Below are 24,702 nucleotides of genomic sequence, written 5' to 3' on the forward strand. Positions count from 1 at the left end.
ATGTCAGTCCTGAGTAACTAGCAGCGAATGAGTTCGTCGGCCGTTGTGGGCCAACCTCTTAGACACTGCCGGGTGGAACTCAAGGCCCCTTGCTGCAATGCCTCAAGATTGGCTCAAGACCATCCGAGCCTCTTCGCCTGTGACCTGCGGTGATAATGAATCATGTGGATCGGCTGGATTGAATTCGACGTCCTTTTAGGCGATGTCCATAGCCTCAAGGAGAAGCGCTCGCTGGTGCGACCCCTCGTGGCGGAACTCAAGCGGCGATTCGACGTCTCAGCAGCCGAGACCGGAATGCTGGATCAGCACCGGCGCGCCTTGGTGGGGGCGGCTGTGGTGGCCGCGGATCACGCCCACCTTCAGCAAGTGCTCGACGCCGTTGAACGTTTCGTGGCTGCCAGGCCTGAGTTTGAGCTGCTCAGCGCACGGCAGCGGGAGCTCCACAGCGAGGACTAGTAGCCGATGACGGCCCATCGGGTGGAGTCCAAGTGTGCATCGATGGCTTGGTGGGCCGCTTCCAGGCTTCGGCTGCGCAGGGCGTCCACAATCAGTTGATGCTCGCGAAGCACATCACCGGCGCGATCCGATCCCCGGGAGACTGCTTTGACGCCGATTCTCAGCTGCTTCTGCCGGAGCGAGGCGTAGAAGTCGGCGAGGACCGGATTTCCGCCGGCCTGAACCATGAGCGTATGGAACTCGGTATCCAGCTCAATGAAGCGCGCGGGATCATCCTTGGCTTCCCGTTGCTGGTCGATGACGCTCTGGAAAGCGTCGATCTGTCCGTCGGTCATGGTGTCCAGGGCTGACACGGCCCACTTTTCCACCACGGCCCTGGCCTGCAGGATTGCCCGCACATCGGGGTCTGAAATTGGGGGCACGAACGCGCCCTTGTGGGGGATCCGCTTGACGAAGCCTTCCGCTTCGAGGCGCAGCAGGGCCTCCCGTACCGGTGTACGGGATGTGCCCGTGGTCTTGGCGAGGACGGCCTCGTTAAGGAACGTTTCCTCCTCCCGCGGAAGGGCAGCGATGTAGCTTTTCATCCACTGATAAGCCACTTCGGGCTGGGATTGCGCAGTGGGAGTCATTTGGATCATGGAGAGCCTTTCTCGCGAAGCCCAGTATACGAGTTGCCTCCAGGAGGGTCCCGGACGTCTGGAAGAATCTTTAATCCCAACTATAGACAGGTTGTATACAACTCGTCTACAGTTGTTTTCAGTGGCGGCTCAAGTGATTCCGCTCACGCATTGGAACCCCTCAATTTCTTGGGACATCGGCCCGCCTCGCAAGAAGCCCGGCCGCTCCCAATCGCAAAAGGATCCCCACAATGACCGATTTGAAGAAAGCCGAGCTAAGGCAGCAAAAGCACTCCAGCTTGCCCGTGGTTGCTGCTTCGAGCCTCGCCGGTACGGCAGTGGAATGGTACGACTTCTTTCTCTATGGCACAGCCGCTGCACTGGTATTCAATAAGCTCTTCTTCCCCACGGATGATCCCCTCGTCGGCACCATGCTGGCGCTGGGCACATTCGCCGCCGGCTTCCTCGCCCGGCCCCTCGGCGCGATTGTCCTGGGGCACCTTGGCGACAAACACGGCCGACGCGCCACGTTGGTAGCAAGCCTCATGCTCATGGGGGTCGCGACGACCCTCATCGCCTTCATCCCGCCATACGCGGCCATTGGTATTGCAGCACCGTTGCTGCTGCTGTTGCTGCGGCTGATCCAAGGGTTCGCACTCGGAGGGGAATGGGGCGGCGCTGTCCTTCTCGTGTCGGAGCACAGCAATGACAGTTCCCGCCGCGCGTTCTGGTCCTCCTGGCCGAACGTGGGCCCGCCCCTGGGCAATCTCATGGCAGCCGGCGTGCTCGCTATCCTCGCCGGCACCATGCCGGAGAGCGAATTCCTTGCATGGGGCTGGCGCATAGCATTCGGATTGTCCGCATTGCTGGTCATCATTGGCCTGGTCCTCCGCCTCTACGTGCAGGAAACACCGCTGTTCAAAGAAGCGCAGCGAAAGCGCGAGACCATGGCAGTGTCCGAGCGCAAGATGCCCTTGGCCATCCTTTTCCGCCGCAACTGGCGCGAAATCCTCATCGCCACAGGAAGCCGCATGGGTGAGAACGCAGGCTTCTACATCTACTCGCTGTTCATCATCACGTACGTCACCCAAATCATGGGATTGCAAAGGCAAGCCGGGCTCACCGCCGTCATGATCGGTCAGGCAGCGGCCGTCGTCGCTATTCCTGTCCTGGCCATCTACGCGGACCGCGTAGGCCGGAAGCCCATCATGATCGGGGCTTCGATCGCCACCGTAGTCTGGGCATTCGCCTTCTTCGCCCTCCTCAACACCGGACAGATGTGGGGCATCATCGCCGCGGCGGTAGGTGGCCTGTTGATCTTCGCCGCGTACAGCTCGGTGATCGGCGCCTTCTTCTCCGAACTCTTCCCCACCGATGTCCGGTACAGCGGCACCTCCGTAGCCTACAACCTGGCTTCGCTGATCGCCGGCTCGCTGTCTCCCATCATTGCGTTGGCCCTCTACAGCGCCTTCGGTACGGGCTACGCGATCGGCATCTACCTGGCAGGGATGGGCTTGATCTCCATGGTCTCGGTGATGTTTGCCAAGGAAACCAAGGGCCTGAAGCTCAGTGATCTGGACGAGCCGAGCAGCAAAGAGAAGGAACAAGCATGAAAATCGCATTGGTCCAGGTAGCCAGTCCGGACACCGAAAGCCGCGGGGACCGGATCGACCGGGTCGAGAAGATTCTTCGCAACATCAGCGGCGCCGAGCTGATCGTCCTCCCGGAACTGTGGAGTGCAGGCTACTTCCACTTCGATGACTACGCGACCCTGGCAGAGACACTCTCCGGCCCCACCGTTTCAATGTGCTCACGGGTTGCGAAAGAACTGGGCGTCCATCTCCATCTCGGCAGCATCATTGAAGCCGGCGCAGACGGGCAACTCAGCAACACATCAATCCTGCTGGGCCCGGACGGCAGCGTGGTCCACACGTACAGGAAGATCCACGTCTTCGGTTACAAATCGAAGGAAGCCAGTCTCCTGACAGCCGGGGCCGCCCTGCCCGTGGTCCCGCTCCCCTTCGGGGCCACGGCAGGAATCACGTGCTACGACCTGCGTTTCCCGGGGTTGTGGATGGAGCTGAGCACCCGCGGCGCAGAAATCGTGATCGTTCCGGCAGCCTGGCCCGCAGCCCGGCGCGAACATTGGCGTCTCCTCACCACCGCCCGCGCCCTGGAGCACCAGATCTTCGTGGTTGCCTGCAACGCTGCCGGTATCCAGGAGGGCGTGGAGCTCGGCGGCCACAGCAGGGTGGTGGATCCCGCCGGCAACGTGCTGGCCGAGGCCGGCGCCGGGGAGTCCGTGCTCATGGTGGACATCGATCCGCAGCAGGTGGGCATTGTCCGCAACGAGTTCCCGGTGCTCAATGACCGCTTGGCCAGCTACGAAACTCTGACCGTCTAGAGGAAGTCCAATGCAAACACAGCAAACAACACGGCAAGTCCCACTCACTTTCAGGGTGGTGGGCACGGACAAGACAATCGTCATTTCGGATTTCCACGCAGTGGTGGCCGGCTACACAGGCCGGGATCCGAAAGCGGTGCAACACCATATTGACGAGCTGGCTGCCATCGGCGTAGCCCCGCCCCCGGAGGTGCCCATGTTTTACCGCATGGACTCGGACCTCTTCGAGACCTCGGGCGAGCACGACGCTTCGGAAAACCTGACCTCCGGTGAGATTGAGCCCCTGTACATCCGCCACAACGGCCAGTACTACCTCGGCATCGGATCCGACCACACAGACCGTGACATTGAAGCCCGGGATATCGGCGATTCCAAGCGCGCGTGCCCCAAGCCGGTGGCCGCTGAGGTGATCGCCGTAGAGAACCTGGAAAATCTCGACCTCGACGACTGCACAGCGCGCTCGTGGGTTGACGGAGTCCTGTACCAGGAAGGTTCGCTGAGCGGCCTGCGCAAGCCGGCCGACGTCGTCGAGCGTCTCCTGGCCCGGACCGGCATCGGCGACGCCGACTTCATGTGCCTCGGCGGCACCCTGCCGCTTCTGGACGGAAAGTTCATAGACGGAACTTCCTGGAAGTTGGAGCTCTCGTTCCCAAATGGGACCACCATTGAACATAACTACAAAATCAAGAAAGGCTCACTCTGATGAGGACCGGAAAAGAGTACCTGAAGTCCCTGAATGACGGCAGGACGGTTATCCTCGACGGCGAGGTTGTCGGCAACGTCCTGGAACACCCGGCCTTCGCGAAGGTTGCCCGGACCATGTCCGAGCTGTTCGACATCGCGGCTGATCCCGCCAATGGAATGCAGTTCCATTCGGAGGAAATCGGCGGGCCGGCAAACCGCACGTTCGCGGCTCCCCGGAACCAGGAAGAGCTGGTGCTGCGCCGGCAGGCCATCGAAAAGTGGGCCAAGCACACGCACGGCTGGGTGGGCCGCAGCCCTGACCACGTCGGCACGTTCTTTGCCGCGTTCGGTTCCCATCCGGAGGTCTTCCAGAACGACGAGCGCGACTTCGCTGGCAACGTGGAGCGGTACTACAAGAAGATCCTGTCCGAGAACCTGTACCTCTCCTACGCGATCATCCCGCCGCAGGTCTCCCGCGCCACCACAGCGTCAGGATGGGAAGGCGAATACCTGCAGGTCGGCGTCGTGCGCGAAACCGAAGAGGGCATCATTGTCCGGGGTTCGCAAATGCTCGCCACGGGCGCTGCGATCGCCGACGAAGTTTTCGTCACCTGCATCAAACCGCTGGGGCCGGACGACGTCGACTTCGCCGTCAGCTTCGCCATCCCGGTGGCCACCGATGGCCTGAAGCTGTACTGCCGCCGCCCGTTCGCGCCTGCCGCCACCAGCGACTTCGACTACCCGCTCTCCAGCCACTACGACGAGCCGGACGCCTTGGTGGTCTTCGACGACGTCCTTATCCCCTGGGACCGGGTATTCATCAACCGGAACATCGACACGCTGCGCCGCCAGTTCTTCGAGACCGGCGCCCATGCCCTAGGCAACTGGCAGGCCCAGATCCGGTTCTCCACCAAGCTCAAGTTCATCGCCTCCGTCGCCCGCAAGGTCACCCAGGTGAATGGAACGGACAAGATCCCCGGCGTGCAGGAGAAGCTCGGAGAACTCGCCGCAATCGTCCAGTCCGTCGAATCGGCGGTGCTCGCCGCCGAGTACACCGCAACAACGGACGACGCCGGCATGCGGGTTCCCGGGAAGAGCGCACTGTACGGGGCCATGGGCCTGCAGTCCGAGACGTACCCGCGAGTGATTTCCATCCTCCGCGACCTCGTGGGCGGCGGCGTGCTGCAGCTGCCCTCCAGCGTCGCCGACATGACCAGCAGCGTGACGCGGCCGGATATGGAACGCTATGTCCAGTCCCCCGGCGTCACCAGCGAGGAACGCGTCAAGCTGTTCAAGCTCGCCTGGGACATCATCGGTTCGGAGTTCGCTGGCCGCCACCAGCAGTACGAAATGTTCTACGCCGGCGCCCCGTTTGTAGTCCGGGGTGCGTACACCTACCGGAACTACGGCTACGACGCACTGGTCGCCGAGCTGGACACCTTCCTTGGTTCCTACAGCATTGCCGGCACCACCGAGTCGGAGGAGATCTGATCATGGCCAAGCCCGAATTCGAGTTCACGCCCACGGACTCGGTGGACTTTGCACCCTGCCACCCGCACATTGAGGGTTTGTCCGAGGCCATCCTGGCTCGGGACTCGGACAACGACTCAGTCACCCGAATCCTGAAGTTCGAACCTGGAACGGACACCTCCCCCAACGGCGTCCTCACCCACGATTTCTGGGAAGAAGTGTTCATTTTCGAAGGCTCGTTCGTTGACCAGCGCCTGGGCAGGACCTTCAAAGCCGGCGACTGGGCTACCCGCCCGCCCGGCATGGAACACGGCCCGTGGGTTTCCGAGAACGGTGCCAAGATGTTCGAAGTCCGCTACTACACGGATCCAACACCAGCTGAGCGGAGCAACTGACATGAGCCTCGCACCGCTTTTCACTGTTCCCGATGCCATGGGGATGCGCCGGGCCATGGGCCGGTTCCTGACGGGCGTTGCCGTGGTCACCACCCAACACGAGGACGAGCAATACGGGATGACCATCAGTTCGCTGACGTCCATCAGCCTGGAGCCGCCCATCCTGATGATCTCGCTGAACTTCGGTACCCGCACCGGTGAGGCCCTGATGGAGAGCGGCAAGTTCGCGGTGTCCATCCTGGGGTCCAAGCAGGAGTCGATCGCGCGGCGGTTCGCGGTGCGCGGCGGTGACCGCTTCGGCGACGGGGACTTTGACGTCACCGAAAGCGGCCTGCCCGTGATCAAGGGCGCCCTCGCCCAGGCGGATTGCACCGTTGTGCAGAAGTACGACGTCGGCGATCACCAGGTCTTCTTCGGCCAGGTCACCACGTGCCGGGACCGGGACGGCGAGGTGCTCGCGTTCAAGGCCGGACGGTTCGGATCCTTCTCCGACTTCGGCCACGCGGAGATTCCGTGGATGTTCTGAGGAGTTAAACAGGTGGTGGCCGGCTCGTTTGAGCCGGGCACCACCTCTACCGTCCGGCTAGGCGATGGTCAGCTCACCCATGCGGTCCCAGCCACTGCCCTCGATCTGGCGGCTGATGATGTGAGGCGTTTCGGCGAGTGCCTGCGGCATGTCCGACATGGCCTTCTTGAAGTGTTCGCTGTTCACGTGCGCCTCGGCGGCATCGTCCTGGAAGGCTTCCACGAGGACGAATTCGTTCGGGTTCTCCACGCTGCGGGACCAATCGAACCACAGGTTCCCGGGTTCCGCGCGGGTGGCCTCGGTGAAGTCACCGACGAGATCCAGCCAGCGATCGGACCAGTCCGGCTTGACGTTGAACTTGACCACGATGAAGATCACGGTTGCTGCCTTTCGTTGCGTTGCGGTTTACCGTCCATACTGTCAGAATTCCTGTACTTCCCTCCGCCGTGGAGATCCCAATGACGCTTTCACGCATTGCTGCCACCCTCAGCTCCACAGCCCAGAGGATGTTGGACCCGGCGCACGATAAGGACCAGGTGGTGGAGGCATGTACGCGGACCCTGCGCCCCCACACGTTGCGCCTAAACGGCAGGGCATCCCGGCTTGCGGCGCGGCTCGACCATCAGCAGATTGGTTCGCTTTCGATCAACCGGCTGCACTACGGCGCTGCAGTCACGGTGTCGCCGGCGGAGCCGGACGAGAACAGCTTCCTGGTGAGCATGCCCGTCCGCGGCCGCGCACTTTTTCGCTACGGCTCGGAGACCGCCGTCGCAACGCCTGACAACGCAGTGGTTGTCGGCCCGTATGACCTCTTTCAATTCGACCTCGACGCCGACTACGACCAAGTGGTTTTGAGGCTGGATCGTCATCGCGTCGAGACCGTGGCCGGCCAGGCAATGACCACTGGCCCAGGCCGAAGAGTCGAGCTCCCCTTGTCCCTGGGGCTGCCGCCGGCCCTGCTTTGCAGCTTGATCGAAAGCAGCATGAGCATATCGACGGTGAAAGACTCCAGCTGGCAGCATCGGGTGAGCCTTCACCTTGAAGAGCTCATCATCGAGTCCCTCCTCATCCCCAGCGGAGACCTTCCCACCCCCTTCCAGCCACGGAGCCCGGGCGGGATTGCGTCTTTGCGTGTCCGCCGGGCAACCGAGTACATGCTGGAGAGTATTGGCGAACCAGTAAGCCTCAGCAGCGTCGCACGTTACTGCGGCATCAGCATCCGCAGCCTGCAGGCAAGCTTTCGCCGCGAGCTGGACACGACGCCCGGCCAATGGCTGAAAATGAAACGGCTCGAAACCGCCCACCGGATTCTGCGGGAATCAGATCCGGACGGGACCAGCGTCACCGAGGTCGCGTTGCAGTGCGGCTTCTTCCATTTGGGTGAGTTCTCCACGCAGTTCAAGTCCCGCTACGGCACGACGCCCTCCGTTGTCCTGAAGGCTGCGCGAATCCGATAGGACCGCCGTCGTCTTTCCGATAGCGGCCCCATCCGCCGTTGAACATACTTCGATGACAGACAATTGATCCCGGATTCGGAGAGAACTATGAAGTTTGTCCTTGTACACGGCGCTTGGCACTACGGCGAAATGTGGGACCCCGTTCGCACCCACCTTGAGGCGGCCGGGCACGAAGTTCATACCCCCACTGCGGGTGGACTGGGGCCGAACGACAGCAAATACGTCAACCTGAACGGTGCGGCCGAGCCGATCATCGATTACATCAGGGAGCACAACCTCAGCGACTTTGTGCTGGTGGGCCACAGCTGGGGCGGTTATCTGATCTCCAGGATTGCCATTGAAATGCCCGAACGGATCCGACGACTCGTCTACTTTGCAGCGTTCGTGCCTGAGCACGGCAAAGCGCTGGTGGACGAGGTACCGCCGCACCTCCGGGCCGCCCTGCAGGCAAGCGCCGACGAACGCGCTGACGGCTCGGTGGTCCTGCCGTTCTTCGTGTGGAGGGACGGAATCTTCAACGATGGAAGCGCCGAACAGGCCCAGGAAATCTACGATGTACTGCGCCCCCAGCCCTTCGGCGCATTCACCGACCCTGCAGACATGACAGGTTGGGAGCGCGTTACCCAGGCGTTCAGCTACATCGCGCCTTTGGACGACAACGACATCACCCAGGGGGAATGGGGACGGCACCCCCGGCTATCAAACAGGTTGGGTGTCTTCCGGCTGGTCAGCATGGAAGGCAGCCACGAGGTCCTCCTGACAAACCCCGGGTACACCGCCCTCAAGTTCATTGAGGCCGGCAGGGACTGAGCCGGACCGCGCCCCTCCCCCGCTGCCTTAACGCCCGACGGCGGCCCGCACCGTTAGGTGCGGACCGCCGTCGAACGCTGTTTTAGCGCGGTTGTACTACTTTGAGGTGCCTTGCGAGACGGAACCCTGCAGCTGGCGCTGGAAGATCACGTAAACGATGAGCACCGGGATGACCGTGACGGTCACAGCCGCGAACAGCGCACCGAAGTCCACGGCGTAGCCCATCTGGCCCGCGAAGGCCGCGAGGCCCTGGGACAGGACGCGCGGACCGGCGGCGTTGATGGACACCGGAATAAGGAACTGGTTCCACAACCCCAGGAAGTTGAAGATGGCAACCGAAGCGAGGCCCGGCTTGGCCATCGGCAGCATGACCTGGAAGAACGTCCGCCACTCCCCTGCTCCGTCAAGGGCTGCCGCTTCGGTGATTTCGTGAGGCAGCGATTTGAAGAAGGAGAACAGGAAGAACACCGTGAACGGAAGCGCGAAGCCTACATAGACCAGGATGAGTCCTGGCAAGGTGTTCAGCAGGCCCATGTTCTTCAGGACGAAGAACAACGGAACCATGGCCAGGAAGATCGGGAATGTCAGGCCCGCGAGCATCAGGTAGTAGATGGCCCTGCTGCCCGGGAAGGTGTAGCGGGCAAGAACGTAGGCACACATGGCACCAAGCACCATGACGATTACCAACGCCGACCCGACTACGATCACCGAGTTCAGGAAGTAGCTGCCGATGCCTGCCTCGGTCCACGCCTTGACGTAGTTATCGAAACGCCACACCGACGGCAAAGCGAAGGGCGAAGCAAAGATCTCGCTGGACGTCTTGAACGACGACATGAACGTCCACAGCAGCGGCAGGATCACGATGAGCGACCAAATGGTCAAGGCTGTGTGCGAGATCGCACCCACCACTTTGTCGCCGGGCGTGGACGCCGGTGTTCGCGGCTGGAAGTGCAAGGACTTCCGTTCCGGGGTCTCAACTCTGGTAGTCATCAGTTGCTCACATCCTTGTCGCCGCCAGTGAGCCGGTTAACCAAGAACACCAGGCCGGAGAAGATCAGGGTAGTAATGGCCAGCACTACGCCCATGGCGCTGGCCAGTCCGAACTGGCCCTTGCTGAAGGCCGTGAAGAACAGCTGCTGCGCCATCACGAGCGTCGAGTTGTCCGGGCCACCGCCCGAGTTCAGTGCCGCCATATAGACGAAGGCATCCAATGCCAGGATGCCCATGTAGATGTAGGCAGTCTGGATGTTGTCGCGGATCAACGGAATGGTGATGGACACGGCGGTACGGAAGCGACCGGCACCATCGATCCTCGCAGCTTCGAAAAGTTCGGCCGGAATGCCCTTGATGCCCGCCACGAACAGGACCATATAGAAGCCCACAAAGCCCCACACGATCACAAACATGGTGGCAATCATGGCCGTGTCCTTATTCCCCAACCAGGCGAAATCCTTGAACTGGTCAAAGCCCAGCCCAGTGAGAATTCCGTTAAGCAACCCGCCCGAGGGATCGTAGATCTGGCCCCACATGATGCCGATGGCGATAGCGGGAATCGTGTACGGGAAGAATGACACCACGCGGTAGAAACTGGAATTCCGCAGGCCCTTGATTTGGCCCTTGCTGCTTCCGCCCACCGTCACCAAGGTGGCAAGCACCAGGCTCAGGATGATGGTCACTACCGGCAGGACGATGACCAGGAGAATGTTGTTCGCCATGGCCTTCATGAAGATGTCGTCCGTGAAAATCCTGGCGTAGTTCTCCAAACCGATGAAATTCGGGTTGGGCGAGAAACCTGACCAGTCGGTCAGCGAATACTGGAACGCCTGGAGGAAGGGCCAAATCACGAACAAAAGGTAGATCGCCAGCGGCAGTCCGAGGAATACCGCGAAGAAACTGACCTTGTCCCACGTCAACGGTTTCCGCCGCCGCTTAACCAACTGCTGTGGAGCGGTGGCCGGAACGACGGCGGCCAGGCCGTCGTCGTTCCGGCTCTGCTGAGTCTTCACTGAGGTCACTTCACTTCGATCTTCTTGACCGAGCTGTCGTTACGGACCTTGTCGGTGATGTTCTGCAGCGCGGAGGTCAGGGTTGCGACGTCCGACTTACCGTCAAGGAAAGAGTTCCAGACAACCAGCTGGTCCTTGTTGGTGCCATAGAGGTCAACGAAGTTCCAGGTGAAGATGTCCTCGCCTGCGTCACCCAGCAGCTTGGTCTGCGAGACAAGCGCCGTGGAACCGAAGCCATCGGCCGGAACGGTGTCCTTGACGATGGTGGGAGCCAGTTTGGTCTTGGCGAAGTTGGTGGCAGCTTCCTTGGAGAGCATGATGCGGAGCAATTCCTTGCCACCGGCAGCATTCTTGCCCTGCGACGGGACGATGAACGGCTCGCCGGCAGCGCTGTGGAGTGCGGTGTACGGCATCTTGGGGCTCGCGGTTGCGGTGGGCACAGGCGCACCCATCATGTTGAAGCCCGACTTGGTCTGGTCCTTCATTTCGTTTTCAATCCACGAACCGGACGGGTAGAACACTGCTTCCTGGGCGTTGCTCCACTGTGCCTGGGCTGCCGTGAACTGCGTGCCCGAGCCGCCCGGCTTGAAGAAGCCGGCCTTGACGATCTTGTCCAGTGCGGTGAAAACGGACTGGATGGCCGGGTGCGACCAGGAGTCGGCCGTGAGGTTTTCCAAGCCGAGGCGAACCTCGTCGCCGCCTTCCTTGATAGCGGAGGCGATCGCCATTTCCTGGTAATACGTGGCAGCTTCCTTGCCCCACACGAACAGGTACTTGCCCTTGGCCTTGGCCTGCTCACCCAGCGCGTACATCTCATCCCAGGTCTTGGGAACGGTCCAGCCGTTCTCCTTGAGGAGGGAATCCGAGTACCACATGGCGAAGACAGTGAGCACGTAGTTCAGGGCGGCAAGCTTGCCATCGAAGGTTCCCGGAGCCAGTACGCCTGTGTACAGGGTGTCTTTGATGACCTTGCCCTCGAGGTTCTTGGCCTCTACCAAGGGGGTGAGGTCCTCGAGCTGGGCCAGGATGGTGCTGAAGCCAATGGCCTTGGCGCCGGAGTTGTCGATCAGGTCCGGCGGGTTGCCACCGACGAAGCGCGGCTGCAGTTCCTGGGCGATGTCAGTTGAAGGCGAGATCTTGGCTGTGGAGCCCTCGTGGGTCTTCTCGAAGATCTTGCCAGCGAATTCGACGTAGTCGATGCCGTAGCCGCCCTTGAAGATCACGGCGTCGAGGGTGGCTTTTTCTGCCATACCGAACGGGTTGGTGTCGGAGACAGTACCCGTGGGGCCGGTGGTTGTACCGCCGCCTCCGGCAGCGCATGAGGCAATGGTTCCCCCCATGGGCACGAGCACGGCTGCTGCGAGTGCTCCGCGCAGGAATCCACGGCGACCAACGGACTGGTGCTGAACGTTCATTTCTAAACCCTCCAGTGACTCGTAGTGTCGACTGTTGCGGCGGGAAAGCCGTTCAGTCAGACAGTCTGGGTTGGCGCTCTGGCAGCACCAACCTTCTGTGACATAATTCACCACGGATGATCGAAAATCAATATTTCGTGGCAGTTTCGATCAACATTTGTCAAAGCGTGATCTTTCTACGGACCCTCCGCCAGGGCCTTCCCGCACTCCGTGATGGCCTCGCGTGCGAACTCCCTTTGACGCTCGGTTCCCAGTCTTTCCGCCCATTGTTCGGCCAATTGGAACTCAACCATGGCCTCGGTGAGCCGCCCTTTACCGCGCAGAAACGTGCCAAGGCTTGTGTGCAAAACAATCATCCAGCGCTTGGTTCGCTCATCATGGGCCGTGGAGGCGTACTCGAGCGCGCTTCGCATCCACACCTCGGAGTTCGCGGCATCTGCGATGGAAAGCATCTGCAGGGCGTCGACGGCCAGGAATTCCTCACCGAGGTGGTCCGCCATCTCAGCCGCTTGCTCCAACAGAGGAACAGCCATGGCGCCACGGCCGCCGGCGTTCAAAACCCGTCCGCGCTCCAGCAGAATGCGGACGCCCACGGTGGGCTCGTCGTCGTCGATGTCATCCAGCAGCGCATCAGCCTCTTCGAAGCGGCCCTGCAAACTGATGGCCCGCCCAAGTTGCGTTGCCAACTCAGCGCGCTCGTCGGCGTCGTAACTGCCCTCTGTCATTGCATTGCGGAAGGCGGCCTCAGAGGCTGCCGGATCGCGGAAATTCCATAGATGGTCCAGTGTCTTCTGATCCAGCATCAAACCGCTCCTGACCAGCCCGTAGCTGAGGTCTTTAGGTTGCAGTATCAATCTAGTCCCATGTCAGCGCCGTGGGGAGGGTGTTCGCGGGGTGTGTCAACTGCCCTTTGGGTGCGCCAGCCGGGCCCAGCCAAGTTGCTCTTGTTGCTTGCGGCTCAGGGTGGCCACCACAAGGTCGTACGAGTCCTCCACCATGTCCCGGATCATGTCATCAGGAAGGGCGCCGTCCAGCCGTACGCCGTTCCAGTGGGTCTTGTTCATGTGCCAGGCACCCGTGATTTCCGGATTGGCTGCCCTGAGCTGTTCCGCCAAGGCAGGCTCGCATTTGAGGCTCACCGACCAGTCGTCCGGGTCCATCGAGGAAAGGGCAAACATCTTGGCCTCGTGGCGGGCCCCACCAGCGACGGCGGCACGAACCTTGAACACGGACGTCTCAGGTCCGAACGGGAAGTCTTCGAAGGCGCCGGGGAAGCCAAGGCAGATCTCGCGGAGGCGGGAAACATCCATGGATTGAGCCTAGTACTTTGGTCCTAGGCCACGCCCAGGAAATCCTCCAGAAGCACCACTTCAAGCCCCGCGGCCAACTGGGCTGCACGGAACGCAGCAAGGTCCGCAGCAAACTCCGCGCGGAAATGCATCAGCACGATGTCGCCAGGACGCAGAGAGTTGCCCACTTGGTAATCCATCTTCCCGGCATTTGCCTTGGCCTCCCATGTGACGATTGCTTTCATGCCCGCGTCTGCCACAGCCTTGCGCATCACATTGGAGTAGGCACCGCCCGGCGGACGAAACAGCGTGGGACGGCGGCCATAGTGATGGAAGGCGTACTCCTGCATTCCAACCATGTCGGTCAGCTGTTGCTGATAGCCCCACTGCCGCACCATGTTGATGTTGTGGGTGACCGTGTGGTTTTCCACCAAGCTGCCCTGGGCTTTGAAAGCGTTGAAGAAAGCCGGGTTGTCGGCAATGGTGTCCTTGGTCAGGAACAGGGATGCCGGGTAGTCGTACTCGGCCAAGAGCTTGACCGATTCGGGCGTCTTGATGTTGCCGTCATCAATGGTCAGGAACACCACGGGATGCTGGGTCTCGATTTTGGTGATGACCGGAGCGAGGCCACCCACAATCGGCGGCAGCTGGTAGTCCGGAATGAACGATTTCCGGATGCGCTTGGTGGCGGTGAGGGTCGGCGTGGGAGTCGGAGCCGGGGAAACAGAGGCGGCCGGCACAGCCGGCGACTCCGCAGCGGCACCGGGCGTGAGCACCGGCGTCGAGCTTTCAGACGCGCCTTCGGCCGCAGTGCAGGCCGTCAAACCGGCCACCACGGAAGCGCCTAATACGCTGAAAGCGGCCCTTCTGCTGGGTCTGAAATAAGGCGCTGCAGATTGGTCGCCGAACATGGCTGTCCCCCAAGACTCAAGAAATGATTCAGCTGCAATCTAGCAGGAGAATCCACCCCGGGATTACAAGCCGTAGTGCCAGCCTTCGCGCGCCGGGCAGGAGTTCACCACGACGTCGAGCCCCGCATCCTTTGCGCGCTGCGTGGCTTCGTCATCGAAAACACCCAGCTGCAACCACACTGCTTTCGCGCCGATGGCAATCGCTTGGTCAATGACGGCCCCTACGCGTTGGGAGTTGACGAAGCATTCCACGACGTCGATGGGGTGCTTGGCTTCGGGAATGTCCGCCAGGGACACGTACCCCTTCTCCCCATGCACGTCCTCGCCCTTCAGGTTGACGGGAATGATCTCCATGCCCATGGTGTCCCTGACGTAGAGCGAGACGTCATAGGCGGAGCGCCATTGGTTGGTGCTCAGACCCACGACGGCCCAGGTGCCCTTTGTTCGCATCAACCGCTCGACGACGGCCGGATCGTTGACATGCATCATGACCCAAGCCTACGCCCGCTGATGTGCCAGCAGCTTTGCCGAATAATCTGCGGCGATGGCAGCAGCTTCCACGGCGGGCTCCACCGGCTTCGGACACCGGCGTGATGTCCTCCAAGCGGCAGGTCCTGGCTTAACGGTCCCCGCGTTTGGTCCACTGCTTGAGCCTGTACAGGAAAGACTGCAGTTCCTTGTCCGCTTTCTTGTCGGTCAGCGACGGGGACGCATGGCCAGGTCTCTTGTCACTGGTTCCAGGCTTGGCAGCGGCTGCAGGAGCACTCGGCGCAGGCTTCGGCTTGACCGCTGCCGGGCGTTCCGGCTTGGCCTCGGCGGGCTTGGCATCCACCGGTTTCGGGGCAGCACCATTCGATGAGGCGTTCGGCGCTGCCACGGGCGGCACGGGCACGGCTTGTTGCGCGGCGTTCGGAACTGCTGCGGCGGGCACCGGCTCAGGGACGATAACTGGATTCTGGGCGGGCACCGGCGCAGCATCGGCGGGCGCAGGGATCGCCGGAGCCTGAGTTGCAGGTGGAACCGCCGCAGGATCCACCACCGGGGCGGGCTCCGTGGTGATTCTGGGTGCGTCCGGAGCAGGCAGTACCGGCGTCGCGGCAGACCACTGCGGCACGAAGTTTCCCATGAGCCCAGCTAAGGACGGCGCCCGCGTAAAGCCGGAGCTGGCGGCAGCTACACCGCTGACGCCCAGACCCATTGCAGCAACAACGGCCACACTGACAACCGCGGTGCGGTGCTTGTGCCGCCAACGGCGCTTGGTGAGTTCGTCGTGCGGGCCGGCCATCATCGCGGCCAGTTCCGCGCCGGGGGCAGGCGCAGGAAGATTGGCGAGGGAACCAATGGAGAGGAGCGCCAGCCTGACGTCTGAGGGGTCGGAGAGATCGGCGTCGAGCAGCAGCTCGTCCACGATCGCTTCGCGTTCGTTGTCCCTGTATGTCATGGCGACACATATTCCTTTACTGCCGAATGCTCACGGAGCGTTATGAGGGCCCGCCGTTGCAGTTGCTTCACTGCGCCAGCGGATTTCCCCATAATGTCGGCCACCTGTTCGACCGTGAGGCCAGCCACGATGCGGAGGGTCAGGACCTCCCGCTGGTCGTCGCCCAAGTAGTCCAGCAACGCCATGACCTCGTACGGCGCCAACCTCACCAGGGCTTCGGCCTCGGCGGAACTCGATTCCCGCGTATCCCGTTCGGGCTCGAACTCGTGGTAGTCCGGTGATCGGCTTTGCTTCCGATGCTCGTCGACCATGCGTGCGTGGGCTACCGAGAAAATGAAGGTACGCAGGCCGTTGATGCCGCCATTGAGATCATCCAGTCGCGGAAGGACGGCCAAGAAGACGTCCTGCGTCACCGCTTCCGGATCCGAGACACCTTTTGCTGTCAAGTATCCGAGCACCTGCCCTGCGTACGCCTGGTAGACGGCGCTGAACAATTCCGCGTTATTGCCTTTGAGTGCATGCAGCGCTTCATCGGTCAATGCGTCGGTCACAGGATTGGGACTTTCGATCGGCGGCAGGTCCGTGGCTTTGTAGCCAGGTCACCCGCCTTTGCTCGACGGACAACCCCACCAAGGGTAACTGCTCTGCCGGGCCATCCATAAGGAAGACCCGCTTGCCCCGCGGAAAAGTCCCCGGGACAAGGAAGAGCCGAGCTGGAACATGATGGGGGACAAATTCCAGCTCGGCCCTTTCAAAGACGTAATCGTCGCAGCACGCCAAAGGGTTACGGGGGGTACGAAGTTTTTTGAAAAGTTTTCTGGGGCCGCATTTTGCCTGTCCGTGGTCCTGCTGCATGTCCCGGAAGGGGCGGGGCTGTGGATCGGTAGCTGTGGCCTGTGGGTGTGGTGATTTCGAGGGTGTGGGTGCCTGGTGTGTCTGTTGGTGTGGTTTTGCTTCTCCAGCCGGGGGTTTCTTTGGTGTGGTTGCAGGCTTCGCAGAGCCCGGCGCCGTTGCTCAGGGTGGTGGTCCCGCCTGCGTGCCAGGGGTTGATGTGGTCGATGTGGCGGATGGGCGCGTCGCAGTAGGGGGTGCGGCAGGTGTCGTCCCGGGTTTCGATGAAGCGCCGCAGCCGTGGCGGGAAGAACCTGGCCTTGGAATCCGTGGTCAGGAGTTCACCGGTGGCGGGGGCGGTGTAGAGACGGCGGAGCCAGACGGCGAACTCCCCTCCTGCGCCGACGAGTGTTCTGGCCCATTCCGAGGGGACGATCCCGTACCCCTGGAGCCGGGCGGGTTCGGAATCGCTTTGGAACAGGGTCCGGTCGGTCATAACCAGTTGAAGCTCAACGCCGCCGATCCCGCCACTCTTACCGGTGATCCGTTCGACGAGGGTGTCGGCCATGACCTGGCCCCGGGACCTCGAATCACCACCAGCCCGCGAATCACCACCAGTCCGCGAACCACCACCGGTCCGGGCAGTATCAGCGGCCCGGGCGTCTCCACCGGAACGGGCAGTATCAGCGGCCCGGGTCAGGGCGGCGTAGGCTGCCACTCCCTGGGCGGCGGGGAGCAACGCGGTCAGGTAGGTCATGGTATCCGGGGCCGGGCGCAGGCTCACGGTCCGCTCGGTCGCGGCGTGGGCGGCGCGCTGGGCCACCGAGCGCGGATCCCGCCGGCACGCAGCGGCCTTCGCCGCGGCGGTGATGGCTTTGTCCCCGGCACCGTCGAAGGTCCCGGTATCGGCGGCGAGTTCCTCATCCACCGCGGACCGGTCCTCGACGGACAAACAGGCCGTTTCTTTCACCAGCAGGGTGGCCCGCCACTCATTGAGCTGTCCTGATTCCAGCGCGGCCATGGTGCGGGGCATCTCCGACACCAACGCCTTCGCCAACCCCAACAGACGGGAACCCTTGTTCGGGGACTCCCGCCGCGCCAACGCCAGCTGCGCACCCACCCCCTGGCCCCGCTCGGCCGCCGGGACACCGGTGGCTTCTTGCTCCCCGCGCCGGGCAAGGTCAAAAGCCACCGCAGCCCGGGCCTGCAACCCAGTGATGGCAGACTTCAACTCCTCCAACCCCCGGACCTGATCCACCAACTCACCACTGCCCGCACCCAGACGAACGGAGCGCAGGAGAGTGATGAGATCAGACACCCGCGGCAGCGAAGCACTGGAACAACAACCCGCAACATGAGCAAGCGCCGCGCCCGTTGCGTCCGCGCCCACTGCGTCTGCGCCCGCTTGCCCGTCCCGAATCAGCTCCATGCCCCAACTCTTCCAGCCAGCACGAAACACCATCAGACCCCAACCGCCCTATGTGGACAACCTGCCCTACGTGGACAACCCGAGACGTCAGGAAAAAGCAGCTAGTCAGGTGCGTCCGTCGGGGCCTCGTAGCCGTCAGGGATTCCCGGAACGCCGGCATCCAGGGCACCGCCATAAACGCGAGCTGAGGCCAACCTTCCGCCGTCCCCGCTAAGTTTCACGTGCAAGCTTTGTGCGGTGACAACGGGCACCTGGTGAAGGCGCCGGCTCCCTACCGTCATCCCTTCGACAAGATGACCCTCATCGGTGGAGACTACGTGGTGCGTGATCCGCTGCCCCAAGCCCAAGTCCTCCACGAGCTCCAGATGGTTGAACGTGACCGCAGCCGGGAAGTTCAAGGTGGCTCCGCCGTCGTAACTTTCCAGAGTTGCCTCAACACAGCCGGACAGGCGGCGGTCCAACTCCGCCTTCCATTCCCTAAGGACCTGTACGTCCCCGTCAGGAATGCGCCCGCGGGTGTCCGGCGGCAGGTTCAGCAGGAGGTTGGCGCCCATCCCGACGGATTGGTAGTAGATGGCCAGGAGGTGTTCGGTGGTCTTCGGCTCATCGTCGGGGTGCCAAAACCAGCCACGCCGAAGGGAAACGTCGCACTCCGGCGGCAGGTAGTGTTGGCTGCTGAGTTCGGAACTGGAGTCCGTGTATTGGGTATCGGAAGTCCGATCCACCACGTAATTAACTGGATCAGAGGCCAGGCCGTTCTCATTGCCTACCCAGCGGATGGTCGGCTGGCCCATGTTGAAGATCATGGCGTCGGGTTGGTGTTCCTTAACTACAGCGATGATCCGGCCCCAGTCGTATTCCCGGCCCACCGATCCGGCACCGTCGAACCACAGCTCCATCAGGGGACCGTAGCCGGTGCACAGCTCCGTAAGCTGCTGGATATAGAAGTCGTCGTAGGCCACGGGATCGCTGTAGCACTCGGCATTCCGGTCCCACGGAGACAGGTACAGCCCCAGGCCGATCCCTTGTTCCCGGCACGCGTCGGCAAGTTCCCTGACCACGTCACCCTTGCCGCCGCGCCACGGGGAGGCGGCCACCGAGTAGTCCGTGGTGCCAGTAGGCCAGAGGCAAAAGCCGTCGTGGTGCTTGGCGGTGAGGATCAGGTACCTCGCACCAGCCTCCTTGGCCACGCGAACCCAGCTACCGGCGTCGAGGTCTGCAGGGTCGAAAGTGGACGCAGGGATAGTGCCGTCACTCCACTCCTTCCCAGCGAAAGTGTTGACGCCGAAATGAATGAAGACGCCGAACTCAAGCTGTTGCCAGCGGAGTTGGGCTGCCGTGGGCGTCACCTGAGTCACTGAGAAGCTTCCTGTCCGTGGATCAACCACTGTGCCGTTCGGATGATGGTTTGGTCGGCCTCTCCAGTTCGTAGCCCCGCAACGTCCGAGCGCGTGACGGCGGCACCTTCAAAGAGGCTTACGATCGCCGCGGCGATACCCGCGACCTCCGGCTCCGGCAGCTCCAACCTGCCTCGCCGGACCACCCCTTGCACGTGACCGGCATACTGGGCGTAGAAGGCCCTCAAAGCGTTGGCCGCCTGCTCGTCAGAGGCGGCCAACGCCCAGATCTCAAGGTGTATCTTGACGTCCGCCAAGCTCGAATGCTCTTGGAGCAGCGCAGTCAGCAGGCGGTGGGAATCGTCCCGGGACAGGCTGCCCGCTGCACCCGGAGCGAGGTCCAGCCCAGCCACCTCTGCGAGCCGCCGCAGGGAACGCTCGAGTGTCCGTTCAAGAACGGCGCGGATGAGGTCGGCCCGGGTTGGGAAGTAGTGCTGAAGGTGCCCTATCCGCACGCCGGCGGCAGCGGCAAAGTCCCGCATTGCTGCGTTCGCGTTGCCCTTGGTGACCAGCACGTCCTCCGCAGCGTCAAGGAGCGCCACCTTTCGCAGGGCGCCCTTGCTTTCGGTCATGACCTCAATATTGTCACACCGTACGATTCGAGTTTGGCGATCTGCGAGGCGGGGTCCGCCGCGGATTCCGGGAAGGAAACACCGGGCTGCGCCCCGGCGCGAAGTATTTCGTGGAGTCCCAACAAGCCACCCACGGCGGTCAGGTGCGCCTGGCCTTTCGGATCGGAAATGACGGCGGTTCTGCTGCCACCCGGTCCTTCCACGTCCACACGAACGTGCGCGGTTCCGCCGGATCCCGGTGAATAGAGAAGGGACCGCCGCACCGGCGACCACCGCTCTCCGCTACCCCAACGGAACAGTCCCACCGCCCTGGCGGCTAGTAACGCCGTCGTGGATGAATTGGAGCTGAAGCCAATCCGCGTAGCCACCGAATGCGCACCAAGGGTGAGCGGCAGGGTGAACTGCTCCGGGGTATCGAGTCGGGCGACTTTGGTGCGATGGCCGGCGATGTCCACCCAGCGGGTCTCGCTGAGGGGACTTACGACGGCGGCCTTACCGCCTTTGCGTACTTCAAAGTCCAGTCCCAGCCGGTCAATGAAGTCGACAGAGTCCGCTCCGGCTTGGTCGTTGGTGTCGTAGCGGATGGAGACGTCGATTTTCTCAGGGTCGCCGACCTCCTGGGCCAGTGCCGCTGCCACGATATTGGTGACGCCGCCCATCCATCCTGAGCTGAGCAACACGGGCGCTTGGGGTCGCAAGAGTGTGGCAAGAGTGAGGGCCCGGGTGACGCGGCTGGTCCAGCGGGTGACGTCAACATACGGAATCCCGGCCCCAACTGCCGCGCGGAGCACCCTGTCGTCGGGGTCGTTGACCGTGCCGATCACTGCCCTGACTCCGGCTTCGAACGGCTCGGCCTGGGTGAGGTCCCATCGACGTACGGCGACGTTCCCGCCGGCGAGGTGGTTGCCCCGGTCGGGGTTTCTGCCAGTGAGGAGGAGCGGCCATTCTTTCGCGGCATGGTGTGTAAGTGCCGAGCCAACGGTGCCGTAGCCGCCGACTACCAGCACGGGACCGGCGGGGTCGAGTCTGAGGGAATCGTTCATGAATCCGAGTTTAGGTCATTTGACCTAAAAAGTCAGCAACGGCCTCAACTCGTCATACGCCCACGCCGCCAACGCAGTCGGTGTAGTGGTCTGCAGGGACCGCTTCTGCTCAGGCTCAAACCCATCAAGGAAACCTGCAGACATCCCTATGATCGAGTCGACACGGGCCACGCTCATCCCGAAACCCTCCAGCGCGGCCCGCATGGCATCCTCGGTGATCCGCTCCACAGCAAGAGGCCGGGCCGTCGCTTCCGAAACGATCCGGGCAACCTGTCGCCACGAAAGGTCAGCTGGCCCGTGGACCGCTTGAATCTGGTGCCCGCGCCACTGCCTGGACAACAAGCGGGAGGCCGCTACCTCGGCTATGTCCCGGGGAGCCACCCACGCCATGGCCTGATCCAGCGGCAGGAGCACTTGCAGCTTGCCTGCTTGAATTGCATCGAGCTGGTACTCAAGGTTGGTGAAAAAGTATCCACAGCGCAGATGGGTGACGTCGGCGTCGGTCTGGTCCAGCGCGACTTCCGTGGCAGCGAGCCCATCAATTTCGCCCACACCGTGCCTCTTTTCGGCTCCGACGCTGCTCTGGAAAACCACCCTGCGCACGCCGCCCTCGGTAACCGCACGTGCCACACTGATGGCGGCATGGCCGTACTCGGCCAGGGGTTCATCGCCGACCGGGGACGGGTCCACCCAGTACAAGGAGTCGACGCCGGATACCGCCTGGACCACAGCGTCGGCATCAAGAAGGTCCACTCGGACGGCATCAACCTCCGCCCGGACATTCAGCGCCAGGCTGTCCGGCTCCCTGGCCAGCACCAGCGGCCTCACGCCCGCCCGGATCAACATCGGGACCAGGTGTCGGCCCACGTGGCCCGACGGTGTTGCTACTGCTATCCGCATTGCACGCCTCCCCCGTTTGCCTTTGCTTGTTGACCAACGCTAACCACCATTGCGGTCGGCTTCTGTCCTCATCCGGTGGACGGCGACCCCCTGTAGATAGGAACGGAGCGGGAGTAGGCTGCACAGTACCTACCCGAGTTCCACTAGGAGAAACCGTGACACTTCCTCCAACCCATGAACCCGAGCCATTCCCTCCGGACCCCGGGCCAGTCCCGCCGCCACCTGACCCCACCACACCGTTTCCACCCAGCCCCATACCGGACCCCAATCCAACACCGGGCCCCTCGGTGCCGGACCCGGGGCCCGTCCCGCCACACCCCGACCCCACCCACTAGGGAAATAGTCAGTAAGCTTACGTTTGATCACATCGGTTAACCGATGCGAACGAACAGGAGTTCACATGACGCGATCCGAGGAAACGGCTCCCCTTTCCACGCGCAACAAACCCAAGGCCGATCTGTGGAAGGACTCACTGGGTCGGACGGCTATCCGGGCCGCCCAGATTCTCCTGATTCTGCTCGTGGCCGTAGTGGTGGTTTTCGCGCTGCTTCAGATCCGGCTGCTGGTAATCCCCGTCCTTGTCTCACTCATCCTCGCCGCGGCCATCGGCCCATTCGTCAACATGCTGCGGCGCCGTGGCTGGCGCGGGGGGCTCGCCACCGCCGTCGCATTTCTGGGCCTGTTGATCGTGCTCGGCGGAGTGGTTACTGTCATCGTCTTGTCGGTGCGCAGCCAATGGGATGAGCTGATCAGCCAAGCCGCGGAAGGCCTGGACGAGCTGGAAAACTTCCTGCTCACAGGGCCCTTCCCCCTGGATCAGGAACAGCTCAATCAAGCCCGGCAGGCTGTCGTGGACTTTGCCCAGAGCAGCCAAGTGCGTTCCGGTGCGGTGACGGGCTTGTCCGCCGTCACCGAGTTCCTTGCCGGCGCCAGCCTCATGGTGGTCATACTGTTCTTCTTCCTCAAGGACGGCGCCAAGATCTGGGACTTCTTCCTGCGGCCTTTCAAGGGCACTCGCGAAGCCAAGCTTCGCCGCGTGGGCAAGCGGACCATGGAGGTCCTGGGCGGCTACGTGCGGGGAACGGCGATTGTGGCATTGGTGGACACGGTCGCGATCGGAGCCGTGCTTCTCATCCTTCAGGTTCCGCTGGCCATCCCCCTGGCAATCATCGTCTTCATCGGCGCTTTCATTCCATTGGTGGGCGCTACCGTCGCCGGCATTCTGGCAGCTTTGGTGGCTCTCGTGGCCAACGGTCCGATCGTGGCGCTGATTGTGGTCATCGCAGTGATTGCGGTCAACCAACTGGAGGGTGACCTGCTCCAGCCGGTGGTCATGGGAAAGTCCCTGCAGCTGCATGCCTTGGTAATCCTGATGGCACTGACTGCCGGCACCATCCTCGCCGGGATCATCGGAGCCGTCCTGTCCGTCCCCATCGCCGCAGTCGCGTGGGCCATCGTCCAGGTGTGGACGGCAGAAGACCCTGACCTGGAATCGATGAATCCGGATCTTCCACCCGCCAACAGCCAGCCGACGTAGCGGCTGCGGCGCCGCTCCAGGCGGGAGGCACGACGGCGGCGGGTCACCGTGGTGGGTAACCCGCCACCGTCGTCGGTTCTGGGGCGTTAGGCGAGTGCCTTCTTGATGAGTTCTACGATCCTCGCCTCGACGGCGGGAGTGATTTCCGTGAGAGCGAACGACGTGGGCCACATGTCGCCGTCGTCCAATTTTGCGTTCTCTTCGAAGCCGAGCGTGGCGTACCGGGCCTTGAACTTATGGGAGCTCTGGAAGAACACGATGTTCTTCCCGTCCCTGGCGTAGGCGGGCATTCCGTACCAGGTTTTCGGGGTGAGTTCCGGAGCGTGCTCCTTGACGATCGCGTGGAGGCGTTCGGCCATGGCCTTGTCCGCTTCAGGCATCTCCGCGATCTTGGCCAAGACATCCGCTTCACCGTCTGCCTTGGAGGCCTTCTTGCGCGGAGCCTTCTTCAGTTCCTGCGCACGCTCCTTCATCGCGGCGCGTTCTTCCTCGGTGAAGCCGTCGTAGGACTTTTCCTTGGTAGCCGTCTCCTGGTTGTCCGTCATGGCAATCCTCTCCCCTGGTCTTTTGATTGACACCACTAACGGTAGGCCCGGTAGCGGGTAGGGGCTTCTCCAAAACTGCTCGATTAGCGGTGCAAAAGTCTTGAGGTTTTCCTGAGGAACTGTTGACCGATTACAGGATTGGTTCTTGATCCGGGCCCGGCAAAGTATTTCTTGTCAGCCACACAGGCAGACAGAGAAACAGGCCGGCCGGTAGCGGTGGCCAACCGAAAGGACACTGATTCCCATGGCCATCAGCCTCAAGACCACCTCCGGCAAGATCCTCGCTTCGGTCGCACTGGTCGGCACCGCCGCCGCCGTCGCCGGCATGGGCACCTACGGCGCGTTCACCTCCTCCACCTCCGCCTCCCAGGCCGTCACCGCAGGAACCGTCACCATCGCCCTGGGCACCGGAGCGAACAACACCCTCAACGTCCCCGTTGCAGGCCTGCTGCCCGGCGACAAGGTCGAAAAGCTCGTCACCCTGGCCAACACCGGCAACTCCGACCTGAACAACGTCACCCTCACCACCTCCGCCGGCGCCACCGCCTCCCTGCTCACCACCGACGT

The 24,702-nt window shown here is 62.4% G+C and carries 28 protein-coding genes; 11 read left to right on the forward strand and 17 right to left on the reverse strand.

The features are described from left to right. Nucleotides 1-162 precede the first annotated feature (162 nt). Entirely contained in the window at nucleotides 163-456 is a 294-nt protein-coding gene (locus ACR30Z_RS15295) for a DUF503 domain-containing protein (protein WP_144650095.1), read from the forward strand. Here ACR30Z_RS15295 and ACR30Z_RS15300 read toward each other — a convergent pair. Next, complete coding sequence (locus ACR30Z_RS15300) at nucleotides 453-1,094, reverse strand: GntR family transcriptional regulator (RefSeq protein WP_434373362.1); 642 nt, start codon at nucleotides 1,092-1,094, stop codon at nucleotides 453-455. The genes ACR30Z_RS15295 and ACR30Z_RS15300 overlap by 4 nt on opposite strands. A gap of 230 nt (nucleotides 1,095-1,324) precedes the next feature. Between ACR30Z_RS15300 and ACR30Z_RS15305 the strand changes: the two genes are divergently transcribed. Genes ACR30Z_RS15305 through ACR30Z_RS15330 form a run of 6 tightly spaced genes read left to right on the forward strand, consistent with a single transcriptional unit; the run spans nucleotide 1,325 to nucleotide 6,552 of the window. Then, nucleotides 1,325-2,686, forward strand: coding sequence for an MFS transporter (locus ACR30Z_RS15305; RefSeq protein WP_434373363.1), 1,362 nt, complete (start codon nucleotides 1,325-1,327; stop codon nucleotides 2,684-2,686). After that, on the forward strand, nucleotides 2,683-3,477 hold the full coding sequence (locus ACR30Z_RS15310) for a carbon-nitrogen family hydrolase (protein ID WP_144650090.1): 795 nt from the start codon (nucleotides 2,683-2,685) through the stop codon (nucleotides 3,475-3,477). The genes ACR30Z_RS15305 and ACR30Z_RS15310 overlap by 4 nt, the downstream gene beginning before the upstream one ends. A 10-nt stretch (nucleotides 3,478-3,487) precedes the next feature. Then, nucleotides 3,488-4,180 (forward strand): DUF2848 family protein, encoded by a 693-nt coding sequence (locus ACR30Z_RS15315; RefSeq protein WP_144650088.1) that lies wholly within the window; start codon nucleotides 3,488-3,490, stop codon nucleotides 4,178-4,180. Then, nucleotides 4,180-5,652 carry a 4-hydroxyphenylacetate 3-hydroxylase family protein gene (locus ACR30Z_RS15320; protein WP_434373365.1) on the forward strand — a complete coding sequence of 491 codons (1,473 nt, stop codon included), beginning with the start codon at nucleotides 4,180-4,182 and terminating at the stop codon, nucleotides 5,650-5,652. Before ACR30Z_RS15315 ends, ACR30Z_RS15320 begins: the two co-directional genes overlap by 1 nt. Before the next feature lie 2 nt (nucleotides 5,653-5,654). Then, nucleotides 5,655-6,026, forward strand: coding sequence for a cupin domain-containing protein (locus tag ACR30Z_RS15325; protein ID WP_434373367.1), 372 nt, complete (start codon nucleotides 5,655-5,657; stop codon nucleotides 6,024-6,026). 1 nt (nucleotide 6,027) lies between these two features. Continuing rightward, entirely contained in the window at nucleotides 6,028-6,552 is a 525-nt protein-coding gene (locus tag ACR30Z_RS15330) for a flavin reductase family protein (RefSeq protein WP_018780007.1), read from the forward strand. Between the two features lie 57 nt (nucleotides 6,553-6,609). On the opposite strand, the gene ACR30Z_RS15335 is transcribed toward ACR30Z_RS15330, so the two are convergent. After that, a complete protein-coding gene (locus ACR30Z_RS15335) occupies nucleotides 6,610-6,930 on the reverse strand; it encodes a putative quinol monooxygenase (protein ID WP_018780008.1) in 321 nt (106 codons plus the stop codon). A gap of 80 nt (nucleotides 6,931-7,010) precedes the next feature. On the opposite strand from ACR30Z_RS15335, the gene ACR30Z_RS15340 reads away from it, so the two are divergent. Together ACR30Z_RS15340 and ACR30Z_RS15345 are read left to right on the forward strand one after the other, a co-directional pair. Continuing rightward, nucleotides 7,011-8,009 (forward strand): AraC family transcriptional regulator, encoded by a 999-nt coding sequence (locus tag ACR30Z_RS15340; RefSeq protein WP_434373369.1) that lies wholly within the window; start codon nucleotides 7,011-7,013, stop codon nucleotides 8,007-8,009. An 87-nt stretch (nucleotides 8,010-8,096) separates the two neighbouring features. Then, a complete protein-coding gene (locus ACR30Z_RS15345; RefSeq protein WP_434373370.1) occupies nucleotides 8,097-8,819 on the forward strand; it encodes an alpha/beta fold hydrolase in 723 nt (240 codons plus the stop codon). 96 nt (nucleotides 8,820-8,915) lie between these two features. Here the strand turns inward: ACR30Z_RS15345 and ACR30Z_RS15350 are convergent, their stop codons facing one another. The 14 genes from ACR30Z_RS15350 to ACR30Z_RS15415 form a co-directional block, all read right to left on the reverse strand. Next, nucleotides 8,916-9,809 carry a carbohydrate ABC transporter permease gene (locus ACR30Z_RS15350; RefSeq protein ID WP_144650078.1) on the reverse strand — a complete coding sequence of 298 codons (894 nt, stop codon included), beginning with the start codon at nucleotides 9,807-9,809 and terminating at the stop codon, nucleotides 8,916-8,918. Further along, complete coding sequence (locus tag ACR30Z_RS15355; protein WP_144650076.1) at nucleotides 9,809-10,825, reverse strand: carbohydrate ABC transporter permease; 1,017 nt, start codon at nucleotides 10,823-10,825, stop codon at nucleotides 9,809-9,811. Before ACR30Z_RS15355 ends, ACR30Z_RS15350 begins: the two co-directional genes overlap by 1 nt. Nucleotides 10,826-10,830: 5 nt before the next feature. After that, nucleotides 10,831-12,240 (reverse strand): N-acetylglucosamine/diacetylchitobiose ABC transporter substrate-binding protein, encoded by a 1,410-nt coding sequence (gene ngcE / locus ACR30Z_RS15360; protein WP_144650074.1) that lies wholly within the window; start codon nucleotides 12,238-12,240, stop codon nucleotides 10,831-10,833. Nucleotides 12,241-12,416: 176 nt separating this feature from the next. Continuing rightward, entirely contained in the window at nucleotides 12,417-13,043 is a 627-nt protein-coding gene (locus tag ACR30Z_RS15365; protein ID WP_144650072.1) for a hypothetical protein, read from the reverse strand. Nucleotides 13,044-13,139: 96 nt separating this feature from the next. Continuing rightward, complete coding sequence (locus tag ACR30Z_RS15370) at nucleotides 13,140-13,550, reverse strand: MmcQ/YjbR family DNA-binding protein (protein WP_144650070.1); 411 nt, start codon at nucleotides 13,548-13,550, stop codon at nucleotides 13,140-13,142. A 23-nt stretch (nucleotides 13,551-13,573) separates the two neighbouring features. Then, nucleotides 13,574-14,365, reverse strand: a complete 792-nt coding sequence (locus tag ACR30Z_RS15375) for a polysaccharide deacetylase family protein (RefSeq protein ID WP_434373371.1) — start codon at nucleotides 14,363-14,365, stop codon at nucleotides 13,574-13,576. Between the two features lie 138 nt (nucleotides 14,366-14,503). Beyond that, nucleotides 14,504-14,929: a CoA-binding protein gene (locus ACR30Z_RS15380; RefSeq protein ID WP_434373372.1), complete on the reverse strand. Its 426-nt coding sequence runs from the start codon at nucleotides 14,927-14,929 to the stop codon at nucleotides 14,504-14,506. Nucleotides 14,930-15,059: 130 nt separating this feature from the next. Continuing rightward, complete coding sequence (locus tag ACR30Z_RS15385) at nucleotides 15,060-15,881, reverse strand: hypothetical protein (protein ID WP_434373374.1); 822 nt, start codon at nucleotides 15,879-15,881, stop codon at nucleotides 15,060-15,062. Next, a complete protein-coding gene (locus ACR30Z_RS15390) occupies nucleotides 15,878-16,432 on the reverse strand; it encodes an RNA polymerase sigma factor (protein WP_144650062.1) in 555 nt (184 codons plus the stop codon). The genes ACR30Z_RS15385 and ACR30Z_RS15390 overlap by 4 nt, the downstream gene beginning before the upstream one ends. Nucleotides 16,433-16,665: 233 nt before the next feature. After that, nucleotides 16,666-18,141 carry an HNH endonuclease gene (locus ACR30Z_RS15395; protein WP_434373376.1) on the reverse strand — a complete coding sequence of 492 codons (1,476 nt, stop codon included), beginning with the start codon at nucleotides 18,139-18,141 and terminating at the stop codon, nucleotides 16,666-16,668. A 101-nt stretch (nucleotides 18,142-18,242) separates the two neighbouring features. After that, nucleotides 18,243-19,499: an alpha-L-fucosidase gene (locus ACR30Z_RS15400; RefSeq protein ID WP_434373377.1), complete on the reverse strand. Its 1,257-nt coding sequence runs from the start codon at nucleotides 19,497-19,499 to the stop codon at nucleotides 18,243-18,245. Beyond that, nucleotides 19,496-20,110 (reverse strand): TetR/AcrR family transcriptional regulator, encoded by a 615-nt coding sequence (locus ACR30Z_RS15405; protein ID WP_144653379.1) that lies wholly within the window; start codon nucleotides 20,108-20,110, stop codon nucleotides 19,496-19,498. Before ACR30Z_RS15405 ends, ACR30Z_RS15400 begins: the two co-directional genes overlap by 4 nt. Continuing rightward, a complete protein-coding gene (locus ACR30Z_RS15410) occupies nucleotides 20,107-21,153 on the reverse strand; it encodes a saccharopine dehydrogenase (RefSeq protein ID WP_434373379.1) in 1,047 nt (348 codons plus the stop codon). Before ACR30Z_RS15410 ends, ACR30Z_RS15405 begins: the two co-directional genes overlap by 4 nt. A gap of 24 nt (nucleotides 21,154-21,177) precedes the next feature. Beyond that, a complete protein-coding gene (locus tag ACR30Z_RS15415; RefSeq protein WP_434373381.1) occupies nucleotides 21,178-22,053 on the reverse strand; it encodes an NAD(P)H-binding protein in 876 nt (291 codons plus the stop codon). A gap of 400 nt (nucleotides 22,054-22,453) precedes the next feature. Between ACR30Z_RS15415 and ACR30Z_RS15420 the strand changes: the two genes are divergently transcribed. Next, the gene (locus ACR30Z_RS15420; RefSeq protein ID WP_144653373.1) at nucleotides 22,454-23,590 is read left to right on the forward strand and encodes an AI-2E family transporter; all 1,137 of its coding nucleotides are present in this window, start codon (nucleotides 22,454-22,456) and stop codon (nucleotides 23,588-23,590) included. A gap of 86 nt (nucleotides 23,591-23,676) precedes the next feature. Here ACR30Z_RS15420 and ACR30Z_RS15425 read toward each other — a convergent pair whose 3' ends face one another. Next, on the reverse strand, nucleotides 23,677-24,135 hold the full coding sequence (locus ACR30Z_RS15425) for an iron chaperone (protein WP_144653370.1): 459 nt from the start codon (nucleotides 24,133-24,135) through the stop codon (nucleotides 23,677-23,679). Between the two features lie 244 nt (nucleotides 24,136-24,379). Here ACR30Z_RS15425 and ACR30Z_RS15430 point away from each other — a divergent pair. Then, a partial coding sequence (locus ACR30Z_RS15430) for a TasA family protein (RefSeq protein WP_434373383.1) occupies nucleotides 24,380-24,702 on the forward strand: 323 nt, incomplete at its 3' end.

Source organism: Paenarthrobacter sp. FR1 (assembly GCF_051106045.1).
Lineage (GTDB): Bacteria > Actinomycetota > Actinomycetes > Actinomycetales > Micrococcaceae > Arthrobacter > Arthrobacter nitroguajacolicus_A.